Genomic DNA, 18,252 nt, shown 5'->3' on the forward strand with positions numbered 1-18,252 from the left:
TCCCTACATTACCTTATAATATTTTTCATACATATCCTTCCTGTATGTCTTATATTTATTTTCTAACAATGTGTTTGTAATCATATCGAGAAAATTCAATGTTCCAGTGTAGCCTACAGATAATATTCTCTGTCCTCCGACTCTATCTAGTATAGGGAATCCCATACGTACAAGCGGTATACCACCTTTTTCGGTTAGATATTTTCCGTCAGATGGACCTATTGCGATATTTACTTCCTTTTCTTCTGATAATTTCAATATATGACTAAAGTCAGTTTCATCAATAATTGTAATGTCATCATTTAGGGAATTATCTTCACTGGCAATTAATTCTTTTAATCTTTGGGCCCTGCTTCCGGTTGCAATTAAAAGAGGATGTATCCCATTTTCCATACATGTAGTAAATACAGAATACACCATTTCAGGATCCCCAAAGATAGTGCATCTTCCTTCAAAATTGTATTTGTGGGAATCTATCATTCCGTCAAGAAGCCTGCCTCTTTCCATTTCTATAGATTTTGGTATTGGATTACCTGTAATTTCATTTAACAATTTTAAAAACGCATCTGTGTTTCTTAATCCTATTGGTATCGGCACTTTATAAAGCGGCACATTAAATCTATCTTGAAGATATTTACCCGGTGTTTCTTCATAATTTATACCTATTTCAATTGTTGCAATAGATCCTCCCATAGATATTATGTCAGATATTTTTGTGCCACCATCAGGGATTTTTTTGTAAGGGAAATTAAAAGGACTATCCAACGTATCAGAATAATCAGGAAATAGAATGTACGGTATTTTCATAAGTTCGAGAAGTCTCTTTATCTCTCTTAAATCCGCTGTGCTTATATTTGGTACAATTACGTTTATCCTGTCATGTTTTTCTTTGTCTGTGGAAAGCTCCTCAACTATCCTGTATGATGTTTTTACAAACCCTTCGCTGTGTGTTCCACCATATCCAGGGGTTGGTGATGTTATTATTGGTATACTTATATTCCTGGATGCTTTATACTCTGACTTTATTCTGTCTATATCTTCACCTATCGTTTCAGCAAGGCATGTGGTAAGTATCCCTATGCAATTGGGGTTATACACTTTAATCACATTGTCGAGAGCTTTAATAAGGTTTTTCTCGCCACCGTACACCGTTCCTTTCTCGTTCAGCGATGATGATGCAACATCAATTGGCTCATGATAGTGCTCAGCGATGTGTCTCCTCATGTATGTTGCACAGCCTTGAGAGCCGTGCAGCAATACCATAGATTTTTCGATTCCCCTAAATGCAATTATACCGCCTAAAGGCATACACATATTGCATGGATTTTCATTTACGCTTTTATACGTTTCATACATATCTGTTCACCCCATCTTTCACATATTTCCATACCGGCGAGCATGCTGTTGTATAGACTTCTTCAGCAAAATTGATTGCGCCTTCATAGCCGCTTAAGGGGTGTTTTCTGTCGTGATTGTGGTCGATAAATGCGATACCCATCTTGTATGATAGAAATCTCTCCTTAACACCGCCGGCTAGAATGTCTGCACCCTTTTCAACCATAAATTTTTCAAGTTCTGATGGGTTTGCATCATCCAGTATAACAGTGCCATAATCTGCTATTTCTTCAATCTTTTCATATTCGTCCTTTTGTCCATTTTGTGTACCAATTACGACTACATCTATCCCCAACTCTCTAAACTGCTTAATAAGGGATATTGCCTTGAATCCGCCACCAACAAAAATAGCAGCCTTCTTGCCCTTTAAATATCTTTTATATTTTTCGATTACAGGCTTTACCATTTTAGTTTTCTCTTCTATTAGTTTCTCTGTTTTTAACGTAACATCCTTGTCATTAAAAAATGATGCAATTTTCCTGAGAGAATTTGAAGTATCTTCAATACCTAAAAATGATACTTTCATATAGGGTATACCAAAAGTTTCTTCAAACTTTTTTGCAAGATACGTCATAGAGCCTGCGCATTGAACGATATTTAAACTGGAAGCTGTTGCTTTTTTCAATGATTCAAAATTTGAATCACCGGTAAATATTGTATTCACTTTTAGACCCATTTGATTAAGGTATCCTTTTATTATCCATGCCTCACCTGCAAGATTAAAATCACCCATGTAATTTATGCTTAAAGGTTCCTTTTTTAATACAGGAAATTCTTTAATTAGGTCTAAAAGTGAATTGCAGGCGGCTTTATAACCTGCAGCTTTATTTCCGATGAAACCGCTGGATTCTACCGGCACAACATAAATATTGTATTTCTTTGATGATTCCTTGCACACAGCTTTTATGTCATCGCCAATTACACCGGCAATACATGTTGAATATACGAAAATAAGCTTCGGCTTATATTTTTCGTATATTTCATCTATGCACTTAGATAGCTTTTCTTCTCCTCCAAAAATTACATCGCTTTCTTTCAAATCGGATGAAAAGCTATTTCTGAAAAGCTCTGAACCGCTTGACAGGCTTCCCCTTATGTCCCACGTATAACTGGCACAGCCGATAGGACCGTGGACTAGATGTACAGCATCTTCTATAGGATTTAATACGACTCTTGCACCACTGTATACACATGCTCTCTGACTTACACTACCTGCAACGCTATCAGTATTACATATAAATTCCTTCTTATGATGTTTTCCCTTCATCTTTATAAATTTCTCTCTTTCAGGTATGTCAAGTCTCAGTTCCATAATACCACCACCTTTTTAAAATAGAGAAGCCTATAAGAGGCTTCCCTACAAATTTTATTTTATTGCACTTAAACCAATTTCAGATGTCCTTATGCGAATTGCATCAGTAATAGGTAAAACGAAAATTTTTCCATCCCCTGGATAGCCTGTATTATTTGTCTTTATTATAGTTTCAACAATTTTAGGAACATCAGCATCATCTGCAACAATCGAAATCAATCTTTTTGGAATAAACCTTACATCTACGTCTGCCTCATCCAACATAAATTCATCCATCACTGGATCAACTTCGCCAATGAATCCTTTCTGCTTGCCTCTGCCACTTACACTTAGTATTGACATAGGCGAAAAACCAAGTCCATCTAGAGCCGTTTTTGTTTCATGAAGTTTCTGTCTCCTGATGATTGCTACAATCTCCTTCATAAGTAATCCTCCTCATAACTCTTTATTGCCGGTTCTAATCGTGTACGCTTCATCTACTTCACTTATAAATATCTTTCCATCGCCTATGTTCCCTGTTCGAGCATTGCTTTCTATCAGGTTAACTATTTTTGATATATCCTCATCTTTTGCTACAATCATAAGCAAAATTTTTGGTAATTCATCATATACAATAGGACCTACTTGTATTCCCTTTTGTTTACCACGTCCAAATATGTGCATTTTCGTCATGGAGCTGTATCCATTTTTATCAAGAGCCTCAACAACTTGCTTCTCTTTTTCTGGCCTTATTATGGCACGTACCATTTTCATATGAATATCCCCTTTCAATTTATATAATCACAATCGCTATATCTGGCACAAGTTGAACATAGCGAATTAAAACTATGTGGCATATTTATGAAAAACCTATTGTACTTGTCGTCATACTCGATTACGCTGTACTTCAGGTAATTAAGATCTGATTTGTCAATATAGATATACACATCATCATACTCTAAGATTTCATCATTTTCATTAAAATTATCAGCAACCGCAAAACCGGCTAGAAATCCTTCCTCTGTTGGAACTGTATATATTCTCAAACCTGTAGTTTCAGTCCTATTAGGTAAATTATTTAAAATTTTCCTGATCTGTGATAATGCTTCATCTGACAGCTTAACCATGATATTCACCTCTTCAAATCTACATTATAAGCTCCAGAAGATGTTCTGGCGATTTAGCATCCTTGTAGTCAAGAAGAGTGTTTCCTGTTCTTTCAACAAGCCATGCTGTCCCTCTATATCCTACAATTGGGAAATGTTGAAGATTTGCTCTGTCTAGAATTGGGAAGCCAACTCTTAAAAGGGGCAGATCGTACTCTTTTGCAAGATATTTTCCATGGCTATTGCCAAATAGCATATCAACAGGTTTTTTATCAAGTTGCTCTTTTAGATACCATAAATCGCTATCTGATGAAACATATGCATCTGGAACCATAGATTTTACTGTTTTTTCCCATTCACTGCTGTAAGTCCCTGTTAAAGCATACAAAACATTTATCCCTAAATCATTTGCATATCCAACTATAGCTTCAACAATATCAGGATCTCCAAATACTGCAGCTTTCTTATTGTACCAATGGGCGTGTGCATCCAACATCATATCCACAAGCCTTCCTCGTTCTTCTTCAAGTTCGTAAGGTATAGGCTTAGTAGTTATTTCACTTAACTTCATGATAAATTTGTCTACATTACTTATGCCGATAGGCAGTGGAAGTACCTCATACGGTACATCGTACATTTCTTTTAAAGATTCTGCAGGGTCGATTCCTGCTTCTCTGCCTAGAACTATGGTAGCTATCGAATTTCCCATGTCTTCTATTTCAGATATGGTGGTGCCTCCCTTCTGATACAGGTGTATCTCGCCTGTCATAGGTGCATCTAACACATCAGAGATATCGGGTAGAATGATTGCATCAATCCCCATTATTTTCAATATTCTTTTAATTTCCCGCAAATCACCGGGGCTTAATAATCCAGGAATAATGTTTATTTTCCCATTTGGTGAGCTTTTTTTGGCAAAAGTCTCTATAGCTGATTTAACCATGTTAGAAAAACCTGTCACATGAGAACCTACGTAGCTTGGTGTACTGGCTGTAAATATTTTGACATCTTCTGGTATCTCGCCACTTAAACGCATCTCATTTATCGTGCCAGGAACATCATCGCCGATAGTTTCCGCTGAACATGTTGTGGATATTCCAATTACTTTTGGTTTGTAAATGCTTAATATATTTCGTATCGCCTGCTTTAGGTTTCCTACACCCCCAAAGACAACTTGTGCTTCTGAAAAAGAGCTTGTTGTTGTCGGTATAAATTCCCTGAAGTGGCGAGTAAGTTGCATTCTTAAATACGATGTGCAACCCTGTGAACCGTGGCTGTGTGGCATGCATTGGTGTATACCAAGGCACGCCCAAACAGCTCCAAGCGGCTGACACGTTTTTAGAGGATTTACCGTAAGGTATTTGCGTTCAGTAGTATTGCATTCCATTTTTGATTCTCCTTTCGCTATTTTTTCCACGGTGGAGTCACCTCTTTCCAAATAGGATTATTTATAGCCATATCCATATCTCTTGCAAAATTTACAGCACCTTCAAATGAACTGTAAGGCCCACTGTAGTCATATGAATGTATCTGTCTTGAAGGAACCCCCATCTTTTGAAATACATATCTGTCTTTAATACCTGATAAAAATATGTCAGGCTTTAAAGCTTTTATAAGCTCTTCAGTCTCGTGATGGTTGAAATCATCAATGACGATGGAGCCTTCATCCATGTGAACCATCATTCCTTCGTAATTCATGAAGTGATCCGGCATTTTACTCTTCATTTCTTCTATTTTCTCCTGAGGATATGCTGGTTCTGTCACTCTTTCAAAATGATATGTGTCAAGTATCTTGTGATGTGGTGCCTCTTTTATCTCAGGTATTATCTTACGTCCTTCGTAATCATCCCTATGGGCAAATTCATATCCTGCAACAATTGTCTCTATACCGATGTCTTTCAGCAAATCTTGATAATGGTGTGCGCGAGAGCCTCCAACAAAAAGTATTGCTTTCTTTCCTTTAAGCCTTTCCTTATAATAGTCAAGTCTAGGCTTTATTTTCATAAGCTCTTCTTCAATGACTTTTTCAGTGTTTTCGTATATCATCGGATCGTCGAAGAATTTAGCCATTTCCCTTAATGATTCTATCGTGGAAGTTATGCCTATATAATTTACTTTAAGCCAGGGGACTCCAAACTTTTCTTCCATCATGCGGTTTGTATAGTTTATAGATCTGTGGCACATCAGTATTGAAAGTTTCGCTCTGTGAGCCTTTGCAAGATCATCGTATTTTGAGTCTCCTGTAAATACACTTACAACGCGATATCCTATCTTCTCTAAGAGAGGCTTAACTAACCACACGTCGCCACCAATATTGTATTCGCCGAATATGTTGATATCATATGGTGTCGGGTTTTCAAGTTCTTTTGTCCCAACTATATCCATTATAAGAGTATTGCTGGCAAGATGATGACCAGCAGATTGGCTGACGCCTTTATAACCTTCGCAGCTTACAGTAATTACTTTTATGCCAAGTTCTTCTTCGGCCCTTTTGGCAACGGCTTTTATGTCATCGCCAATAAGTCCCACAGGACATGTAGCGTATATGCCTATAACTTTTGGTTTAAATATTTCATACGCCTCTTTTATAGCGCCATAAAGTTTTTTCTCGCCACCGAAGACTACGTCTTTTTCCTGCATATTAGTAGAAAAGCAATTTTTTATGAAATAGTTATAGCCTTCTTCTGGCTCTGCAAGATTTCTTCTCGTGTTCCATGTGTAGTATCCACATCCAATTGGTCCATGTGTCAAATGGAGAATGTCCTTTACAGGTCCAAAAACAACGCCCTTCGCGCCTGCATAACTACATCCCCTGTTTGTCATAATTCCCGGGATTGTCGCAACATCTGCCATTATATGTTGCTCATCGCTTGGATCTATCACTACAAGGTGCGTTTTTCTCTCTTTTTTAACCTTCTTAGGATAAGATTCTGTAATTTCTTCAATCAATTTCTTATTTTTTTCAACTAGACTTTCCATCATATCATCTTGGGCATGATTTCTTTCGATCATTTATAGACCCCCTTTCAAATTAATCCATAAGTCCATATTCTATGAGGAGTTTTTCAAGTTCATCTGTTGGCATTGGATTTGGTACCACAAACATGTCATTTTCATCAATTCTTTTCGCCAGCTCTCTATACACGTCTGCCTGTGGTGCCTGTGGATCATAATCAATGACAGTCTTTTTATTTATCTCAGCCCTCTGGACGATATTGTCCCTTGGAACAAAGTATACAAGCTGTGTCCCTAGTTTTTTGCAAAATGCCTTTAGCAGTTCTTCTTCGTTGTCAACTTTTCTTGAATTGCAAATAATACCGCCTAACCTCACGCCTCCTTGATTTGCATATTTTCTAATTCCTTTGCAGATGTTGTTTGCAGCATACATCGCCATCATCTCACCACTGGCCACTATATATATTTCTTTTGCTTTACCTTCACGAATAGGCATTGCAAAACCACCACAAACGACATCACCAAGGACGTCATAAAAGACATAATCAAGATCATCATCATAAGCTCCTAAGTTTTCCAGCATATTTATCGATGTGATGATACCACGCCCTGCACATCCAACACCTGGCTCGGGGCCACCTGATTCGACGCATTTTGTATTGCCATAGCCAGAACGCATAATATCGTCAAGTTCTATATCTTCACCTTCATCCCTTATAGTGTCAAGAACTGTTTTCTGATTTAATCCATGAAGCAAAAGCCTTGTTGAATCTGCTTTTGGGTCGCATCCAACTACCATGACTTTTTTACCCATTTCTGACAATGCTGCAACAGTATTTTGTGTCGTTGTTGATTTTCCAATACCACCTTTACCATAAATAGCCACTTGTCTCATCGTTAGAAACCTCCTTAAATTTTTCAATATCTTCATATTTTTTATTAGTATCGAGAGCGAAATTACAATAACGTCAAAATCATCACCCCCTAACAAAATAACGCCATGCATATATACAGTGAAAATATATATACATGGCTCCATTGCCAAAACAAAAAACGCTTTTCATTTTTAGAAAAGCGCCTTTGCTTAGTACAATATTATAAATTTTAATATTCATTTTTATTTAAGTCATGAACTAAATTATAGCCGTCTTTTGGAATAAAGCAAAATAGATATGTCAAATAAAATTATGTATTAAGAAAGTCTAGCAAAATTTATTGTTGTTAAAATGATATCAGTATTTTCATTAAATGTCAAGCAAAAAATTTTAATACTTTACAAAAATAAAGTATTGACATCGAAAATATACTATGCTATTATATTTTCAATAATTTTCATAAATGAAAAACAAAAGACGAAGAAGTCTTTAGCCATTTGGTTAAAGACTTTTTTTATTAGGCACTGGAGCCTTTAATCAGTCGGTTAAAGGCTCCAAAATTTTTTATAAGGAGAGGATGAAGATGAATAAAGAATTTAATACGGTAGGTTTTGGGCACCCATGTTTTAATCCTGATGCGACTTTATATCACGGCAGGGTGCATCTGCCTGTAGCACCTAAGTGCAATATAAAGTGCAAATACTGCGACAGAAAGACAGGGTGCGTAAATGAAAACAGACCCGGCGTAACAACTAAAGTTATGGATCCGTATGAAGCAATATTATATGCTAAAAAAATGTTAAAAAGAGAGCCTCGCATTTCTGTCATAGGAATAGCAGGTCCTGGCGACCCGCTTTACAACGATGAGACATTTTTAACTTTTAAATTGATTTCCTTAGAATTTAAAGACATGATCAAATGCTTAAGCACAAATGGACTGCTTTTAAGCGATAAGCTACCTCTTTTAATAAACTGCGGTGTAAGTACAATCACAGTGACAATAAATGCTATAGATCCTAACATAGGCAAAAAAATATACGATTATGCAATTTACAAAGATAATACGTACAAAGGAATAGATGCAGCAAAATTGCTTATAGAAAAACAGCTAGAAGGCATAGAAGCTGCTTGTGACAACGGCATACTTGTGAAGGTCAATACTGTCTTGATACCTGGCATAAACGATAAGCACATAGATGATATAGCAAAAAAAATAAAGGAACTTGGTGTTGCCATCATGAACATAATGCCGCTTATTCCACAAGCTGAATTTTCACATTTAAAAGCACCTAAGTGCAATGAACTTGAAAAAGTAAGGCTTAAAAATTCAAAAATTATAAGTCAGATGTACCACTGCAGGCAGTGTAGAGCTGATGCTGCAGGACTTTTAGGTGATGACATATGATACACAGAATTGCTATCGCATCAAGAGATGGCAAAATGGTTAACGAACATTTTGGACACGCAAGAAGATTTATCATCGTTGATTTATATGACGATGAAAATTATTTTGTCCGTGAAGTCAGAGAATGTATAAATGCTTGTGGAGGCGATGACTTTTACGACAGAATGAATATTGTAATAGACAAAATCAAAGATTGCGAGGCAGTCTTCGTATGCATGATAGGTAATGCAGCCATAATGAGACTTAAAGAAAGAGGAATCAAAGCATACGTAAATCCCGGCTTTATAGAAGATGTGCTTAGAGATTATTTGATAAATTCCGTTGGTGGTGATTAACAATGAAAGACCAAAAGATTATTTTTCTAATATTATCTATCTTTTTAATCATTTTAATGGTAACAGGATGTGATATAAATGCCAATGAAAGCGGCAATAAATCATTGACAGTTTTTGTTGCTGCAAGCTTAAAAGATTCTATGAATACAGTTGCCAAGCAGTTTGAAAGATTAAATCCAGGTGTAAAAATAATCTTAAATTCTGCCGGAAGCCAGACATTAAAGACACAAATAGAGCAAGGAGCGTACGCCGACATATTCATTTCTGCTGATGAAAGAAACATGACGCCACTTTACAGCGAAAAACTTGTTGAGAAACCTAAAACATTATTATATAACGAGCTTACTGTCATTGCATATAAAGACAGCAGTGTAAATAACTTTATGGATATAAAAAACTCAGGTGTGAAATTAGCTCTTGCAGATGAATCTGTCCCTGCCGGTAAATATGCCCTTGATATGCTGTCAAAAATCGATGCTGACTATAAAGGGTTCAAGGAAGCAACACTTAAAAACGTCGTCACAAAAGAAGTAACTGTCACAGATGTTGCACAAAAAGTTGCAATGGGTGAAGCAGACGCTGGCATTGTTTATATAACTGATGCAAAGCCATTTTTGGATAAAATAAAAATTATTAACATACCTGATAAATACAATGTCATTGCAACATATCCTGCTGCCGTCGTTGAAAGTAGCAAAAATAAAAGTTTATCTTCGAAATTTTTAGATTTTCTATTAAATGGAGATGGCAAAAGGATACTAAAGGATTACGGATTTATAACGAAAGGATAATTATTAAAGAGGTGTTCTAAATGGCGTATATTTATTTGCCTACATCAATTTTAATTTTTTTCTTATTAATACCTTTTATTTCGCTAATAATTAAAACTCCTTTAAATATAATAGTAGCTGAAATCACATCTTGTCCTGCAATCAATGCACTACTCCTTAGTATCATATCATCCAGTGTAACTGTCGTCATTACATTTTTATTTGGAACACCTCTTGCATACTATATTGCATTTAAAAAAGGAAAGATATCTACATTTGCCGAATACCTTGTTGACATACCTGCAGTTTTACCACCTGCAGTTGCAGGAATTGCCCTTTTGATGGCATTTGGCAGAGAAGGCATCATAGGAAAATTTTTAAGTTCAATAGGCATACAAATATCATTTACAGTGATAGCCGTAATATTAGCACAGATTTTCATATCATCCACATACTACATCAAAGCAGCTTATTCTTCATTTATGTCTGTCGATAGAACAATATGGGAAGAATCACAATTAATTGGTGTCAACGATTTTAAACTGATGACAGCCATATACATCCCTATAACAAAGAAATTTCTCATAACTGGACTTATCAGCACATGGGCAAGAGCTATTGGCGAATTCGGAGCAACTATCATCTTTGCAGGCAATCTAGATGGAAAAACGAGAACAATGCCACTAGCCATATACACTGCAATGCAAAGTGACTTAAATTACGCTTTAAGCCTTTCTGTTATAATGGTTATATGCTCTTTTATCATAATCTACCTTTGCAGATTTATGATTATTAAAAAAGATGCTGATAGATTTTAAAAAATATCCCGGCTCCTTAATGTACTTCCTATCAAGTAGACAGTAAAAAGTTCTTAATGTCGTCAATCATTTGATTATGGTTGACGACATTTTTATGTGGTTTGATTCATAAAAGATACCATTTGTACCATATTGTTGAATCTCTTTTGATAGCAATAGTTGCGAAATATCTGGTATTTTTATCCATTTATTGACAAGTGATAGTTGATAATTTATAATATAAATGATAATGAAAATCAAAATCAATAATAAAGGAGGATTTATATTATATGGTAGGTAGTTTCCTAATAACTTTACGGGAAGGTATAGAAGCAGCATTGATTTTAGGTATTATACTTGGATATCTGTCTAAAATTGGGCATAACTCTTTAAAAAAGAATGTATATTATGGAGTAGGATATGCTTTTTTATTAAGCATTCTTTTGGCATACATATTTAAAATTTTTTCAGTCGAATTTGAGGGCATGGCAGAACAGCTTTTTGAAGGAATTGTCATGCTACTGGCTGTAGTATTAATTACTTCAATGATTTTATGGATGCAAAAACAAAGTAAAGACTTGAAAGGAAATTTAGCAAGAGAAATTGACATGGTCATCGAAAACAACAGTTCATGGGGTATTATCGTTATTTCGTTTATTTCTGTGTTCAGGGAAGGAGTAGAGATTGTTCTATTTTTGCAAGCAAGCCTGACACAAAGCAGTGCTATAGTATCGTTTGTCGGCGCATCTTTGGGCCTTATAGCTGCAGTTATATTAGCTTATTTTATTTTTAAGACATCCATTAAATTAGATCTTAAAAAGTTCTTTAAGATTACAGGAGGACTGTTGATATTCATATCTGCAGGGTTACTTGCGCAGGGTATTCATGAATTACAGGAAGCACATATTTTACCGGTAATTATAGAACATTTATATGATATTAATGGAATTATCAATGAAAAAGGAACATTTGGAAGCTTTTTAAAAGCTATGTTCGGCTATAATGGAAATCCATCATTATTGGAAGTAATATCATATATTGTTTATATTGCCGGTATAGGAAAATTATTTTTTGTCTCAACAACAAAAGATGCTAAAAGCAATAATTTTTAAAAAATTCAACCTCCACCTACTAAATCATGTGGGTTAAGTATACCATTTAGGCAGTAAAAGCTTCTACACTAAAAATCTTTTTCGTGTAGAAGCTTTTTAAAATCCACTATAAACTTATTTGACATTTAGATTCATATTATATATTTAATGACATTGTCAACGAATATTGACTTTATTTCATTTGTAAAAAATTCTTTCATTTCATATATCTCATCATTTTTATACATGAATTTTTTATAGCCAAACTGGCCAAATCTACAAACCCTTTCTTCATCATTCATAGGCAGTGTATTTTCGGGGAAAATCTCTGATATGGTACTTTTGGCTTTTGCTGTGTATCTGTGCGAGATGATTTCAAATGTTATTGGATATGCAGTTTTTTCAGGTATGCTTTCCTTTATCTTAAATAACAGCTCTTTATAATCTTTTTGCCAATTGTCATACAAAAAAACAGGCGCTATCAAAAAACCCATAGGATAGCCTGATTCAATTATTTTCCTGCTGGCTTCCAATCGTTTATCTAATGATGGAGTCCTCTTTTCATATTCGTTTATTACTTTCTCTGTATTTAAACTAAATCTCACTTCTGTATGGCCATTATGTTCAATATCAAGAAGTGTATCTATGTCTGTAAACTTAGTGACAAATCTAAATCTTCCACTTTCGCTTTTGCTAAAAAATTCTATCGCGGATTTTAGAATGTTTGTATACGGTTCTACTGGCACTGGGTCTGATGTTGCCGAACCTTCAAAAATTGTCTTTTCAGGTTTCCTTTCTTCAATATAATCGTTAGCCCACATAAATATATCATCTATGTTTACATTAACCTTAATGTATGGCGAGCGAATTTCATATTTTAAATAGCTTGATATTCTTAACTTTTTAAAAGATAAAAAAGGAAGTTCACCCCAAATGTCGAATATATAAGTAGTAACCCAAATTTAACAAAAGAGGTGAACCTACTTATGTATATTCGACAAGAATGCTTATTTTCCTTCGACGAATTAATAAAATTTCAACCAGAAACAAAACTTGAAATGGTTTTGTCACAACTTGATTTCTCAAATGTCGTGCTTTCACTATCAAGGCCTGAATATAAAAGAGGCCCTAAAGGATATGATCCACTGCCTTTGCTTTATGCCTTAGTTGCTATGCAACTTGAGAAAATCCCCAATATAGCAAAACTTGTAGCTAGATTAAAATCAGACCCTGTATTTAGATATAACTGTGGTTTCAATGTATTGGGTCATGTACCATCTACATCAACATTTAGCAGATTTTTAAACCTGATATCAAAGTCGGATGCACTGGAAGAAGACTTTAAGCAATTAATACTTAAGGCTAAAAACCTCAATATAATTGATGGTACTAATATAGCTATTGATTCAACTAAATTGAACGCTTTTGAAAAACCAAAACCTAAATCAAAGATAAAAGATGATGGTAAATCTCCTAACTGGGGAAAGAAAAAAGATACTGATGGCAATGATATAAAATGGTTTGGATGGAAGTTACATATAATAGCCGACTGTAAAAGTGAGCTTCCACTTGCCATAGAAATTACTCCTGCAAGCGTAAATGATAGTATTTTAGCAATACCCTTATTAAAGAAGCTAAAAGAGTTTTACGGCAATACTTTTAATGTAAAACACTGTATTATGGATTCAGGCTATGATATAAAAGAGAATTACGATTATATCATGAACGAATTTCATGCACAACCAATCATAGCCTACAACAAAAGAGGAAGTTTTGCTCCACCAGAAGGATTAAATGAAAGGCTTCACCCAATTTGTTCTATGGGATATGAACTTGTATATTGGGGCAAAGACGGTGATTATTTAAAGTTCAGATGTCCACATGTATTAGGAAAGGTAGATTGTCCTCATGGTTCTTCTTGGTGCAGCAATTCAAACTATGGGTATTGCCTTAAAATAAATTACAAGAAAAATAACAGATATTTTAGCTTTCCAATAAGGAGTTCTGATGAATGGCAAGAGATATATAACCTTAGAACTTCTATTGAAAGATGTAATAGCCGATTAAAGGACTATTTAAATACTGACAATCTGCGCTCAGCGGGTATTAAGAAAGCTAAAACCTTTGCTTTATTAAACTGTATTACACTTGTCGCAGGTACTATTGCTGTTAATGTTACTAAATCATTGCCAAAAGTAGCTTAATAAACTGCCTATGCTTAAACAAGCGTATAGCAACAGACAAAAATTATTTTATAAACTATTTTTGTTAAATTTTCAAATTTCATAAGTTATCCACAGGCATTGATATGCTTAGCTTTGCTATTGCCTTTTTTAGCTTCAAAAATTAAAGCTTAATTGTGCAATTTCCTCGTATGGCCTTTCGCTTAAATTTGTATTAAGATAACAATACTGACATTGACCTGCACAACCTGATAGCAAAGGTAACTGATAATTGGCTGATGGCTTACACGATTGAAAGTCAAGTTTTTTCTTTATACCCACAACTAAAGTATTTTTCCCTTCTTTATAATAATCTAGCAAATTGTCTCCTGGTATATGTTCTTTTATCCTATTTCCTTTCATCTCTATAATCTCAACTTCTTTTTTGCCTTTGAAAAAATTGTATATATTGTGTCCAATTTCATAGTCTATAGAATTCTTTTCAAAAATAATACGCCTAGGAATAAACATTTTGTACTCCTTTTTCAGTTATTTATTCATTTTTATTCTTAGCGCATTTCAAATATTATATGCAAAAAGCACATCCTATCTAAAAGAATGTGCTTTTCATACTATTTTGATATAGCATCTCTTAAGCGCCTTGTGGCAAAACCTATATCATCTGATGCCATGATCTCTGATACGACAGAAATACCATCAACACCTGTCCTCATTACATCTGGTGCATTGCTGTATTTTATGCCCCCAATTGCCACAACAGGAATCTTTACTGCATCTTTTATTTCTTTTAAATTCAAAAGCCCTATTGCTTCACCGATGTCTTTCTTTGTGCCTGTATAGAATACTGCGCCTGCTCCTATGTAGTCAGCACCATCTCTTTCTGCCTCTACGGCTTCATCTACGCATCCAGCAGATATGCCGATTATCTTATTATCGCCCATGATCTTTCTCGCAATGCTGCATGGCAGATCTTCTTGACCTAGGTGAACTCCATCTGCATCAATGGACAGTGCTATATCGATTCTGTCATTTATTATAAATGGAATGCGGTATTTCGCCGCAATATCTTTTAATCTCTTAGCAATCTCATAAAACTCTCTTGATGAAATATCCTTTTCCCTAAGCTGTAGCATAGTAACGCCATTTTGCAATGATTCTTCTACAGCATCGTAAAAATCTCTACCAGCCTTCAAAAGGTTTCTGTCAGTGACCAAATAAAGAGATACATCAAAATCTTTCATGCTTACGCCTCCAATACTTCAATATCAGCGTATTTCCTTATCATGTCAGAATCTATAAGATACAGATAATCTATGAATTTTGTCCTAAATGTCCCAGGCAAGTTGCACTCTTTTTCCGCCAATTCCCCTGCTATATTCATGATAAGAAGGGCAGCCAATGACGATACCACTTTGTCATGGCTGCATGCAGACGTAGCCGTCATTATTGCGCCTAAAGTACATCCTGCACCTGTTATCTTTGTAAATAAATGTGTACCATTTTTAACTTTTACTACTCTTTTCCCATCGCTTATATAGTCTTCTTTTCCTGTTGCTACAACAACTGTATTTGTTAACTTTGCAAGTTTTACACAAGAATCAATATTTCCACTGTCATCTAAAGAATCTACACCTTTCACATTTGCACTTTCACCTGATAAAGCATTTATCTCACCGCCGTTTCCCTTGATAATGCTTATATCACCTATCTTTAAAAGCATGTTTACAAAGTCAACCCTGCTTTTTATGGCAGCGCATCCTACAGGATCTAAAACGACTGGTTTTTTGTGGTCTTTCGCCGACACTACAGAATTGATTATTGTCTCTTTAGTTTCATTATTGATAGTACCTATATTTACGTACAAAGCATTTGAAATTGCTGTAAAATCGTACGCTTCGTCCGGTGACATAACCATTGCAGGAGATGCCCCTATACTTAGTAGTGCATTGGCATTATCGTTTATTACGACGTAGTTTGTTATAGCGTGGACAAGCGGCACTTCTTCTTTTAATCTTTCTAAAACCTTTATTGCTTCTTCAACCATAAATTTTCTCCTCTCTCTTATTTAAAGATTTCATAATTGGATAGATTACAGCAGTCAAAATAATCGTACCTATTGTGGGCGTTATAAACCACTTTGATAGATTTGTACCAAAATACGTAAGATAATTGTAGAATATCGTACCTACTGCAAAAGAAATCGTGGCAGGCACGTTTAAGAAGCTATGGCTTTTGCTTCTCATCAAAAAGAAATCTTCAAATACAACCGTATATGCTGGAATAAATACACTTCCTATGGCGTACAAAAAGTTTTGGTAATTATCCATTGGGAACAAATATGCGGCAATAAGCCCCACAATGGAATATATAATAAGCAGACTTTTTCTGCTTAATTTAGCTTTTACAATAGAAAGTGTTGAAATGGCAGCGGAATACACATCCATAAAAGTCGTTGTAACCGTCGACAAAAGTATAATAAGAAGCGGTACAATTCCCGTTTTTATTGATGCAAAATATGAGATTATGTCTTTTCCGCCTGTTTTCAAAGCCACATAAAACCCTATAAAATACATGAAGCAGCTTGCTATGAAATATCCTGCGAATGTATATATAAAACTGGACTTTCCATCCTTAGCATTTATAGTGTAATCTCCTACCAGTGGAAGCCATGATACAGGCATAGCAACGGCAAGTTCCACTGCACCGCTGAAGCTCATGTCTCCGGCTACATATCCAACCTTTCCCGCCTTCAAATACAATACAACAAATATAGTCAAGATAAATAAAAGCACAACAGCAATATCGTTTATCCAGTAAGCTTCATTGTCAAAGAATAATGTCCACAATAAAACAGATATGCCAACGACAAAAATTCCAACAGCAGTAGACATGCCTATAGCACCGTTGAAAGCCTTTGCAGACTGTATTATCATTACAGCCGTCCAGCCAACCAATTGAAGCACATTTAAAAGCCCTATAAATACCATGCCTTTCTCGCCCAGGACACCTTTTGTGGACTCTATCGCAGGTTTCTTAACTCTAAAGGACATAAGCCCTCCTAAAGCAAAAAACAGAGTGCCAATGATGTGACCTAACAATATGCTTAAAATCCCTTTAGTTAAGCCTAATGGTGCAAAGTACGAACCAGTAAAAACCTCTGCAATGGATATGGCCGCACCTGCCCATATTAAAAAAAGCGTCGAGTTTTTAATCTTCATAGTCAATACCTGCCTTCTTATAAAGATCTACTAGATGTCCTACAGGTCCTACACCTTTACCTATCTCAAGAGAATTTTTAATAGCCTCTGTTATGTAACTTTTTGCGTTTATTACTGCATCTTTCAAGCTTAATCCTCTACCAAGGTACGAAGCTATTGCAGATGAGTACGTGCATCCCGTCCCATGTGTATTTTTGGTGTCGATCCTTTCCTGCGGCAAAAGTAAAAATTCACTTCCATCGTAGAATACATCAGTAGCGTTTTCTACTGAATGTCCACCTTTTACAACGACAGCTCTTACACCCATATCGATGATCTTTTTAGCAGCCTCCTTCATGTCGTCAATTCCCTCAATATTCATTCCAGTAAGCTCACACGCCTCCGGTATATTGGGAGTAATGATATCTGCCATAGGCAAAAGTTTTGTCTTTAATGCGTCTATGGCATCTTCTTTTAGAAGGTAATATCCGCTTTTTGATATCATGACAGGGTCTAATACGACATTTTTGGGATTCCATCTTTTAAGTGATGATGCAATAGCGTCAATGATATCTTGGCTTGATACCATACCTATCTTTACAGCATCTACCGCCGTATCATCAAATACGCAATCTATCTGCTTTTTGATGATATCCGCATCCATCTCTCTTACATCAAAGACACCTACTGTATTCTGCGCCGTCACTGCCGTAATGACGCACATGCCGTATACTCCAAGGGCGCAAAACGTCTTTAAATCTGCCTCTATGCCAGCACCGCCAATGCTGTCAGAGCCTGCAATCGTAAGCAACTTCTTCACATCGATTCCTCCTTTTTTTGTATGCCTTGAGG

The 18,252-nt window shown here is 35.6% G+C and carries 20 protein-coding genes; 6 read left to right on the top strand and 14 right to left on the bottom strand.

The genetic code is table 11. The annotated features are described in order from the left end of the window. Nucleotides 1-3 precede the first annotated feature (3 nt). From JJQ93_RS05415 to nifH, 8 genes are read right to left on the bottom strand one after another with little or no spacing between them, the layout of a single operon-like run. Nucleotides 4-1,356: a nitrogenase component 1 gene (locus JJQ93_RS05415; protein ID WP_274892986.1), complete on the bottom strand. Its 1,353-nt coding sequence runs from the start codon at nucleotides 1,354-1,356 to the stop codon at nucleotides 4-6. Further along, nucleotides 1,349-2,707 (bottom strand): nitrogenase iron-molybdenum cofactor biosynthesis protein NifE, encoded by a 1,359-nt coding sequence (gene nifE, locus JJQ93_RS05420; protein ID WP_274892987.1) that lies wholly within the window; start codon nucleotides 2,705-2,707, stop codon nucleotides 1,349-1,351. Before nifE ends, JJQ93_RS05415 begins: the two co-directional genes overlap by 8 nt. A 54-nt stretch (nucleotides 2,708-2,761) precedes the next feature. Then, the gene (locus JJQ93_RS05425; RefSeq protein ID WP_015311971.1) at nucleotides 2,762-3,130 is read right to left on the bottom strand and encodes a P-II family nitrogen regulator; all 369 of its coding nucleotides are present in this window, start codon (nucleotides 3,128-3,130) and stop codon (nucleotides 2,762-2,764) included. Nucleotides 3,131-3,142: 12 nt separating this feature from the next. Then, the gene (locus JJQ93_RS05430; protein WP_094045828.1) at nucleotides 3,143-3,460 is read right to left on the bottom strand and encodes a P-II family nitrogen regulator; all 318 of its coding nucleotides are present in this window, start codon (nucleotides 3,458-3,460) and stop codon (nucleotides 3,143-3,145) included. Nucleotides 3,461-3,474: 14 nt separating this feature from the next. Further along, nucleotides 3,475-3,813, bottom strand: a complete 339-nt coding sequence (locus JJQ93_RS05435; protein WP_274892988.1) for a HesB/IscA family protein — start codon at nucleotides 3,811-3,813, stop codon at nucleotides 3,475-3,477. Between the two features lie 19 nt (nucleotides 3,814-3,832). After that, the gene (locus tag JJQ93_RS05440; protein WP_274892989.1) at nucleotides 3,833-5,179 is read right to left on the bottom strand and encodes a nitrogenase component 1; all 1,347 of its coding nucleotides are present in this window, start codon (nucleotides 5,177-5,179) and stop codon (nucleotides 3,833-3,835) included. Nucleotides 5,180-5,196: 17 nt separating this feature from the next. After that, nucleotides 5,197-6,804 carry a nitrogenase molybdenum-iron protein alpha chain gene (nifD, locus tag JJQ93_RS05445; protein ID WP_274892990.1) on the bottom strand — a complete coding sequence of 536 codons (1,608 nt, stop codon included), beginning with the start codon at nucleotides 6,802-6,804 and terminating at the stop codon, nucleotides 5,197-5,199. A gap of 19 nt (nucleotides 6,805-6,823) precedes the next feature. After that, the gene (nifH, locus tag JJQ93_RS05450; protein WP_274892991.1) at nucleotides 6,824-7,642 is read right to left on the bottom strand and encodes a nitrogenase iron protein; all 819 of its coding nucleotides are present in this window, start codon (nucleotides 7,640-7,642) and stop codon (nucleotides 6,824-6,826) included. A gap of 563 nt (nucleotides 7,643-8,205) precedes the next feature. Here nifH and JJQ93_RS05455 point away from each other — a divergent pair. The 5 genes from JJQ93_RS05455 (at nucleotide 8,206) to efeU (ending at nucleotide 12,041) form a co-directional block, all read left to right on the top strand. Beyond that, nucleotides 8,206-9,027 carry a radical SAM protein gene (locus JJQ93_RS05455; protein WP_274892992.1) on the top strand — a complete coding sequence of 274 codons (822 nt, stop codon included), beginning with the start codon at nucleotides 8,206-8,208 and terminating at the stop codon, nucleotides 9,025-9,027. Next, nucleotides 9,024-9,362, top strand: a complete 339-nt coding sequence (locus tag JJQ93_RS05460; protein ID WP_274892993.1) for a NifB/NifX family molybdenum-iron cluster-binding protein — start codon at nucleotides 9,024-9,026, stop codon at nucleotides 9,360-9,362. Before JJQ93_RS05455 ends, JJQ93_RS05460 begins: the two co-directional genes overlap by 4 nt. Nucleotides 9,363-9,364: 2 nt before the next feature. Continuing rightward, the gene (gene modA / locus JJQ93_RS05465; RefSeq protein ID WP_274892994.1) at nucleotides 9,365-10,153 is read left to right on the top strand and encodes a molybdate ABC transporter substrate-binding protein; all 789 of its coding nucleotides are present in this window, start codon (nucleotides 9,365-9,367) and stop codon (nucleotides 10,151-10,153) included. Between the two features lie 20 nt (nucleotides 10,154-10,173). Continuing rightward, nucleotides 10,174-10,950, top strand: a complete 777-nt coding sequence (locus tag JJQ93_RS05470) for an ABC transporter permease (RefSeq protein ID WP_274892995.1) — start codon at nucleotides 10,174-10,176, stop codon at nucleotides 10,948-10,950. A gap of 269 nt (nucleotides 10,951-11,219) precedes the next feature. Beyond that, on the top strand, nucleotides 11,220-12,041 hold the full coding sequence (gene efeU, locus JJQ93_RS05475) for an iron uptake transporter permease EfeU (protein ID WP_274892996.1): 822 nt from the start codon (nucleotides 11,220-11,222) through the stop codon (nucleotides 12,039-12,041). 131 nt (nucleotides 12,042-12,172) lie between these two features. Here efeU and JJQ93_RS05480 read toward each other — a convergent pair whose 3' ends face one another. Continuing rightward, entirely contained in the window at nucleotides 12,173-12,982 is an 810-nt protein-coding gene (locus tag JJQ93_RS05480; protein ID WP_350494244.1) for an SPL family radical SAM protein, read from the bottom strand. Nucleotides 12,983-13,006: 24 nt separating this feature from the next. Here JJQ93_RS05480 and JJQ93_RS05485 point away from each other — a divergent pair, with 24 nt between their 5' ends. Further along, nucleotides 13,007-14,224, top strand: coding sequence for a transposase (locus tag JJQ93_RS05485; RefSeq protein ID WP_274892998.1), 1,218 nt, complete (start codon nucleotides 13,007-13,009; stop codon nucleotides 14,222-14,224). 135 nt (nucleotides 14,225-14,359) lie between these two features. Here the strand turns inward: JJQ93_RS05485 and JJQ93_RS05490 are convergent, their stop codons facing one another. The 5 genes from JJQ93_RS05490 to thiD form a co-directional block, all read right to left on the bottom strand. Continuing rightward, nucleotides 14,360-14,713, bottom strand: a complete 354-nt coding sequence (locus tag JJQ93_RS05490) for a spore photoproduct lyase family protein (RefSeq protein ID WP_274892999.1) — start codon at nucleotides 14,711-14,713, stop codon at nucleotides 14,360-14,362. 101 nt (nucleotides 14,714-14,814) lie between these two features. Beyond that, on the bottom strand, nucleotides 14,815-15,444 hold the full coding sequence (gene thiE, locus JJQ93_RS05495; RefSeq protein ID WP_085113292.1) for a thiamine phosphate synthase: 630 nt from the start codon (nucleotides 15,442-15,444) through the stop codon (nucleotides 14,815-14,817). Between the two features lie 2 nt (nucleotides 15,445-15,446). After that, nucleotides 15,447-16,247: a hydroxyethylthiazole kinase gene (gene thiM / locus JJQ93_RS05500; protein ID WP_274893000.1), complete on the bottom strand. Its 801-nt coding sequence runs from the start codon at nucleotides 16,245-16,247 to the stop codon at nucleotides 15,447-15,449. After that, nucleotides 16,240-17,421, bottom strand: coding sequence for a putative hydroxymethylpyrimidine transporter CytX (gene cytX, locus JJQ93_RS05505; protein WP_274893001.1), 1,182 nt, complete (start codon nucleotides 17,419-17,421; stop codon nucleotides 16,240-16,242). Before cytX ends, thiM begins: the two co-directional genes overlap by 8 nt. After that, on the bottom strand, nucleotides 17,411-18,220 hold the full coding sequence (thiD, locus tag JJQ93_RS05510; RefSeq protein ID WP_274893002.1) for a bifunctional hydroxymethylpyrimidine kinase/phosphomethylpyrimidine kinase: 810 nt from the start codon (nucleotides 18,218-18,220) through the stop codon (nucleotides 17,411-17,413). The genes cytX and thiD overlap by 11 nt, the downstream gene beginning before the upstream one ends. Between the last annotated feature and the right edge of the window lie 32 nt (nucleotides 18,221-18,252).

Source organism: Thermoanaerobacterium sp. R66 (genome assembly GCF_028895185.1).
Taxonomy (GTDB): Bacteria; Bacillota; Thermoanaerobacteria; order Thermoanaerobacterales; family Thermoanaerobacteraceae; genus Thermoanaerobacterium.

Excerpts from the sequence above, each read along its gene's own strand:
- nifE (WP_274892987.1), bottom strand. The coding sequence starts at position 2,707 with ATGGAACTGAGACTTGACATACCTGAAAGAGAGAAATTTATAAAGATG.
- modA (WP_274892994.1), top strand. The coding sequence starts at position 9,365 with ATGAAAGACCAAAAGATTATTTTTCTAATATTATCTATCTTTTTAATC.
- cytX (WP_274893001.1), bottom strand. The coding sequence starts at position 17,421 with ATGAAGATTAAAAACTCGACGCTTTTTTTAATATGGGCAGGTGCGGCC.
- JJQ93_RS05455 (WP_274892992.1), top strand. The coding sequence starts at position 8,206 with ATGAATAAAGAATTTAATACGGTAGGTTTTGGGCACCCATGTTTTAAT.
- efeU (WP_274892996.1), top strand. The coding sequence starts at position 11,220 with ATGGTAGGTAGTTTCCTAATAACTTTACGGGAAGGTATAGAAGCAGCA.
- thiM (WP_274893000.1), bottom strand. The coding sequence starts at position 16,247 with ATGGTTGAAGAAGCAATAAAGGTTTTAGAAAGATTAAAAGAAGAAGTG.
- nifH (WP_274892991.1), bottom strand. The coding sequence starts at position 7,642 with ATGAGACAAGTGGCTATTTATGGTAAAGGTGGTATTGGAAAATCAACA.
- JJQ93_RS05435 (WP_274892988.1), bottom strand. The coding sequence starts at position 3,813 with ATGGTTAAGCTGTCAGATGAAGCATTATCACAGATCAGGAAAATTTTA.
- JJQ93_RS05415 (WP_274892986.1), bottom strand. The coding sequence starts at position 1,356 with ATGTATGAAACGTATAAAAGCGTAAATGAAAATCCATGCAATATGTGT.
- JJQ93_RS05470 (WP_274892995.1), top strand. The coding sequence starts at position 10,174 with ATGGCGTATATTTATTTGCCTACATCAATTTTAATTTTTTTCTTATTA.
- JJQ93_RS05425 (WP_015311971.1), bottom strand. The coding sequence starts at position 3,130 with ATGAAGGAGATTGTAGCAATCATCAGGAGACAGAAACTTCATGAAACA.
- thiE (WP_085113292.1), bottom strand. The coding sequence starts at position 15,444 with ATGAAAGATTTTGATGTATCTCTTTATTTGGTCACTGACAGAAACCTT.
- JJQ93_RS05430 (WP_094045828.1), bottom strand. The coding sequence starts at position 3,460 with ATGAAAATGGTACGTGCCATAATAAGGCCAGAAAAAGAGAAGCAAGTT.
- JJQ93_RS05490 (WP_274892999.1), bottom strand. The coding sequence starts at position 14,713 with ATGTTTATTCCTAGGCGTATTATTTTTGAAAAGAATTCTATAGACTAT.
- nifD (WP_274892990.1), bottom strand. The coding sequence starts at position 6,804 with ATGATCGAAAGAAATCATGCCCAAGATGATATGATGGAAAGTCTAGTT.
- JJQ93_RS05485 (WP_274892998.1), top strand. The coding sequence starts at position 13,007 with ATGTATATTCGACAAGAATGCTTATTTTCCTTCGACGAATTAATAAAA.
- JJQ93_RS05460 (WP_274892993.1), top strand. The coding sequence starts at position 9,024 with ATGATACACAGAATTGCTATCGCATCAAGAGATGGCAAAATGGTTAAC.
- JJQ93_RS05440 (WP_274892989.1), bottom strand. The coding sequence starts at position 5,179 with ATGGAATGCAATACTACTGAACGCAAATACCTTACGGTAAATCCTCTA.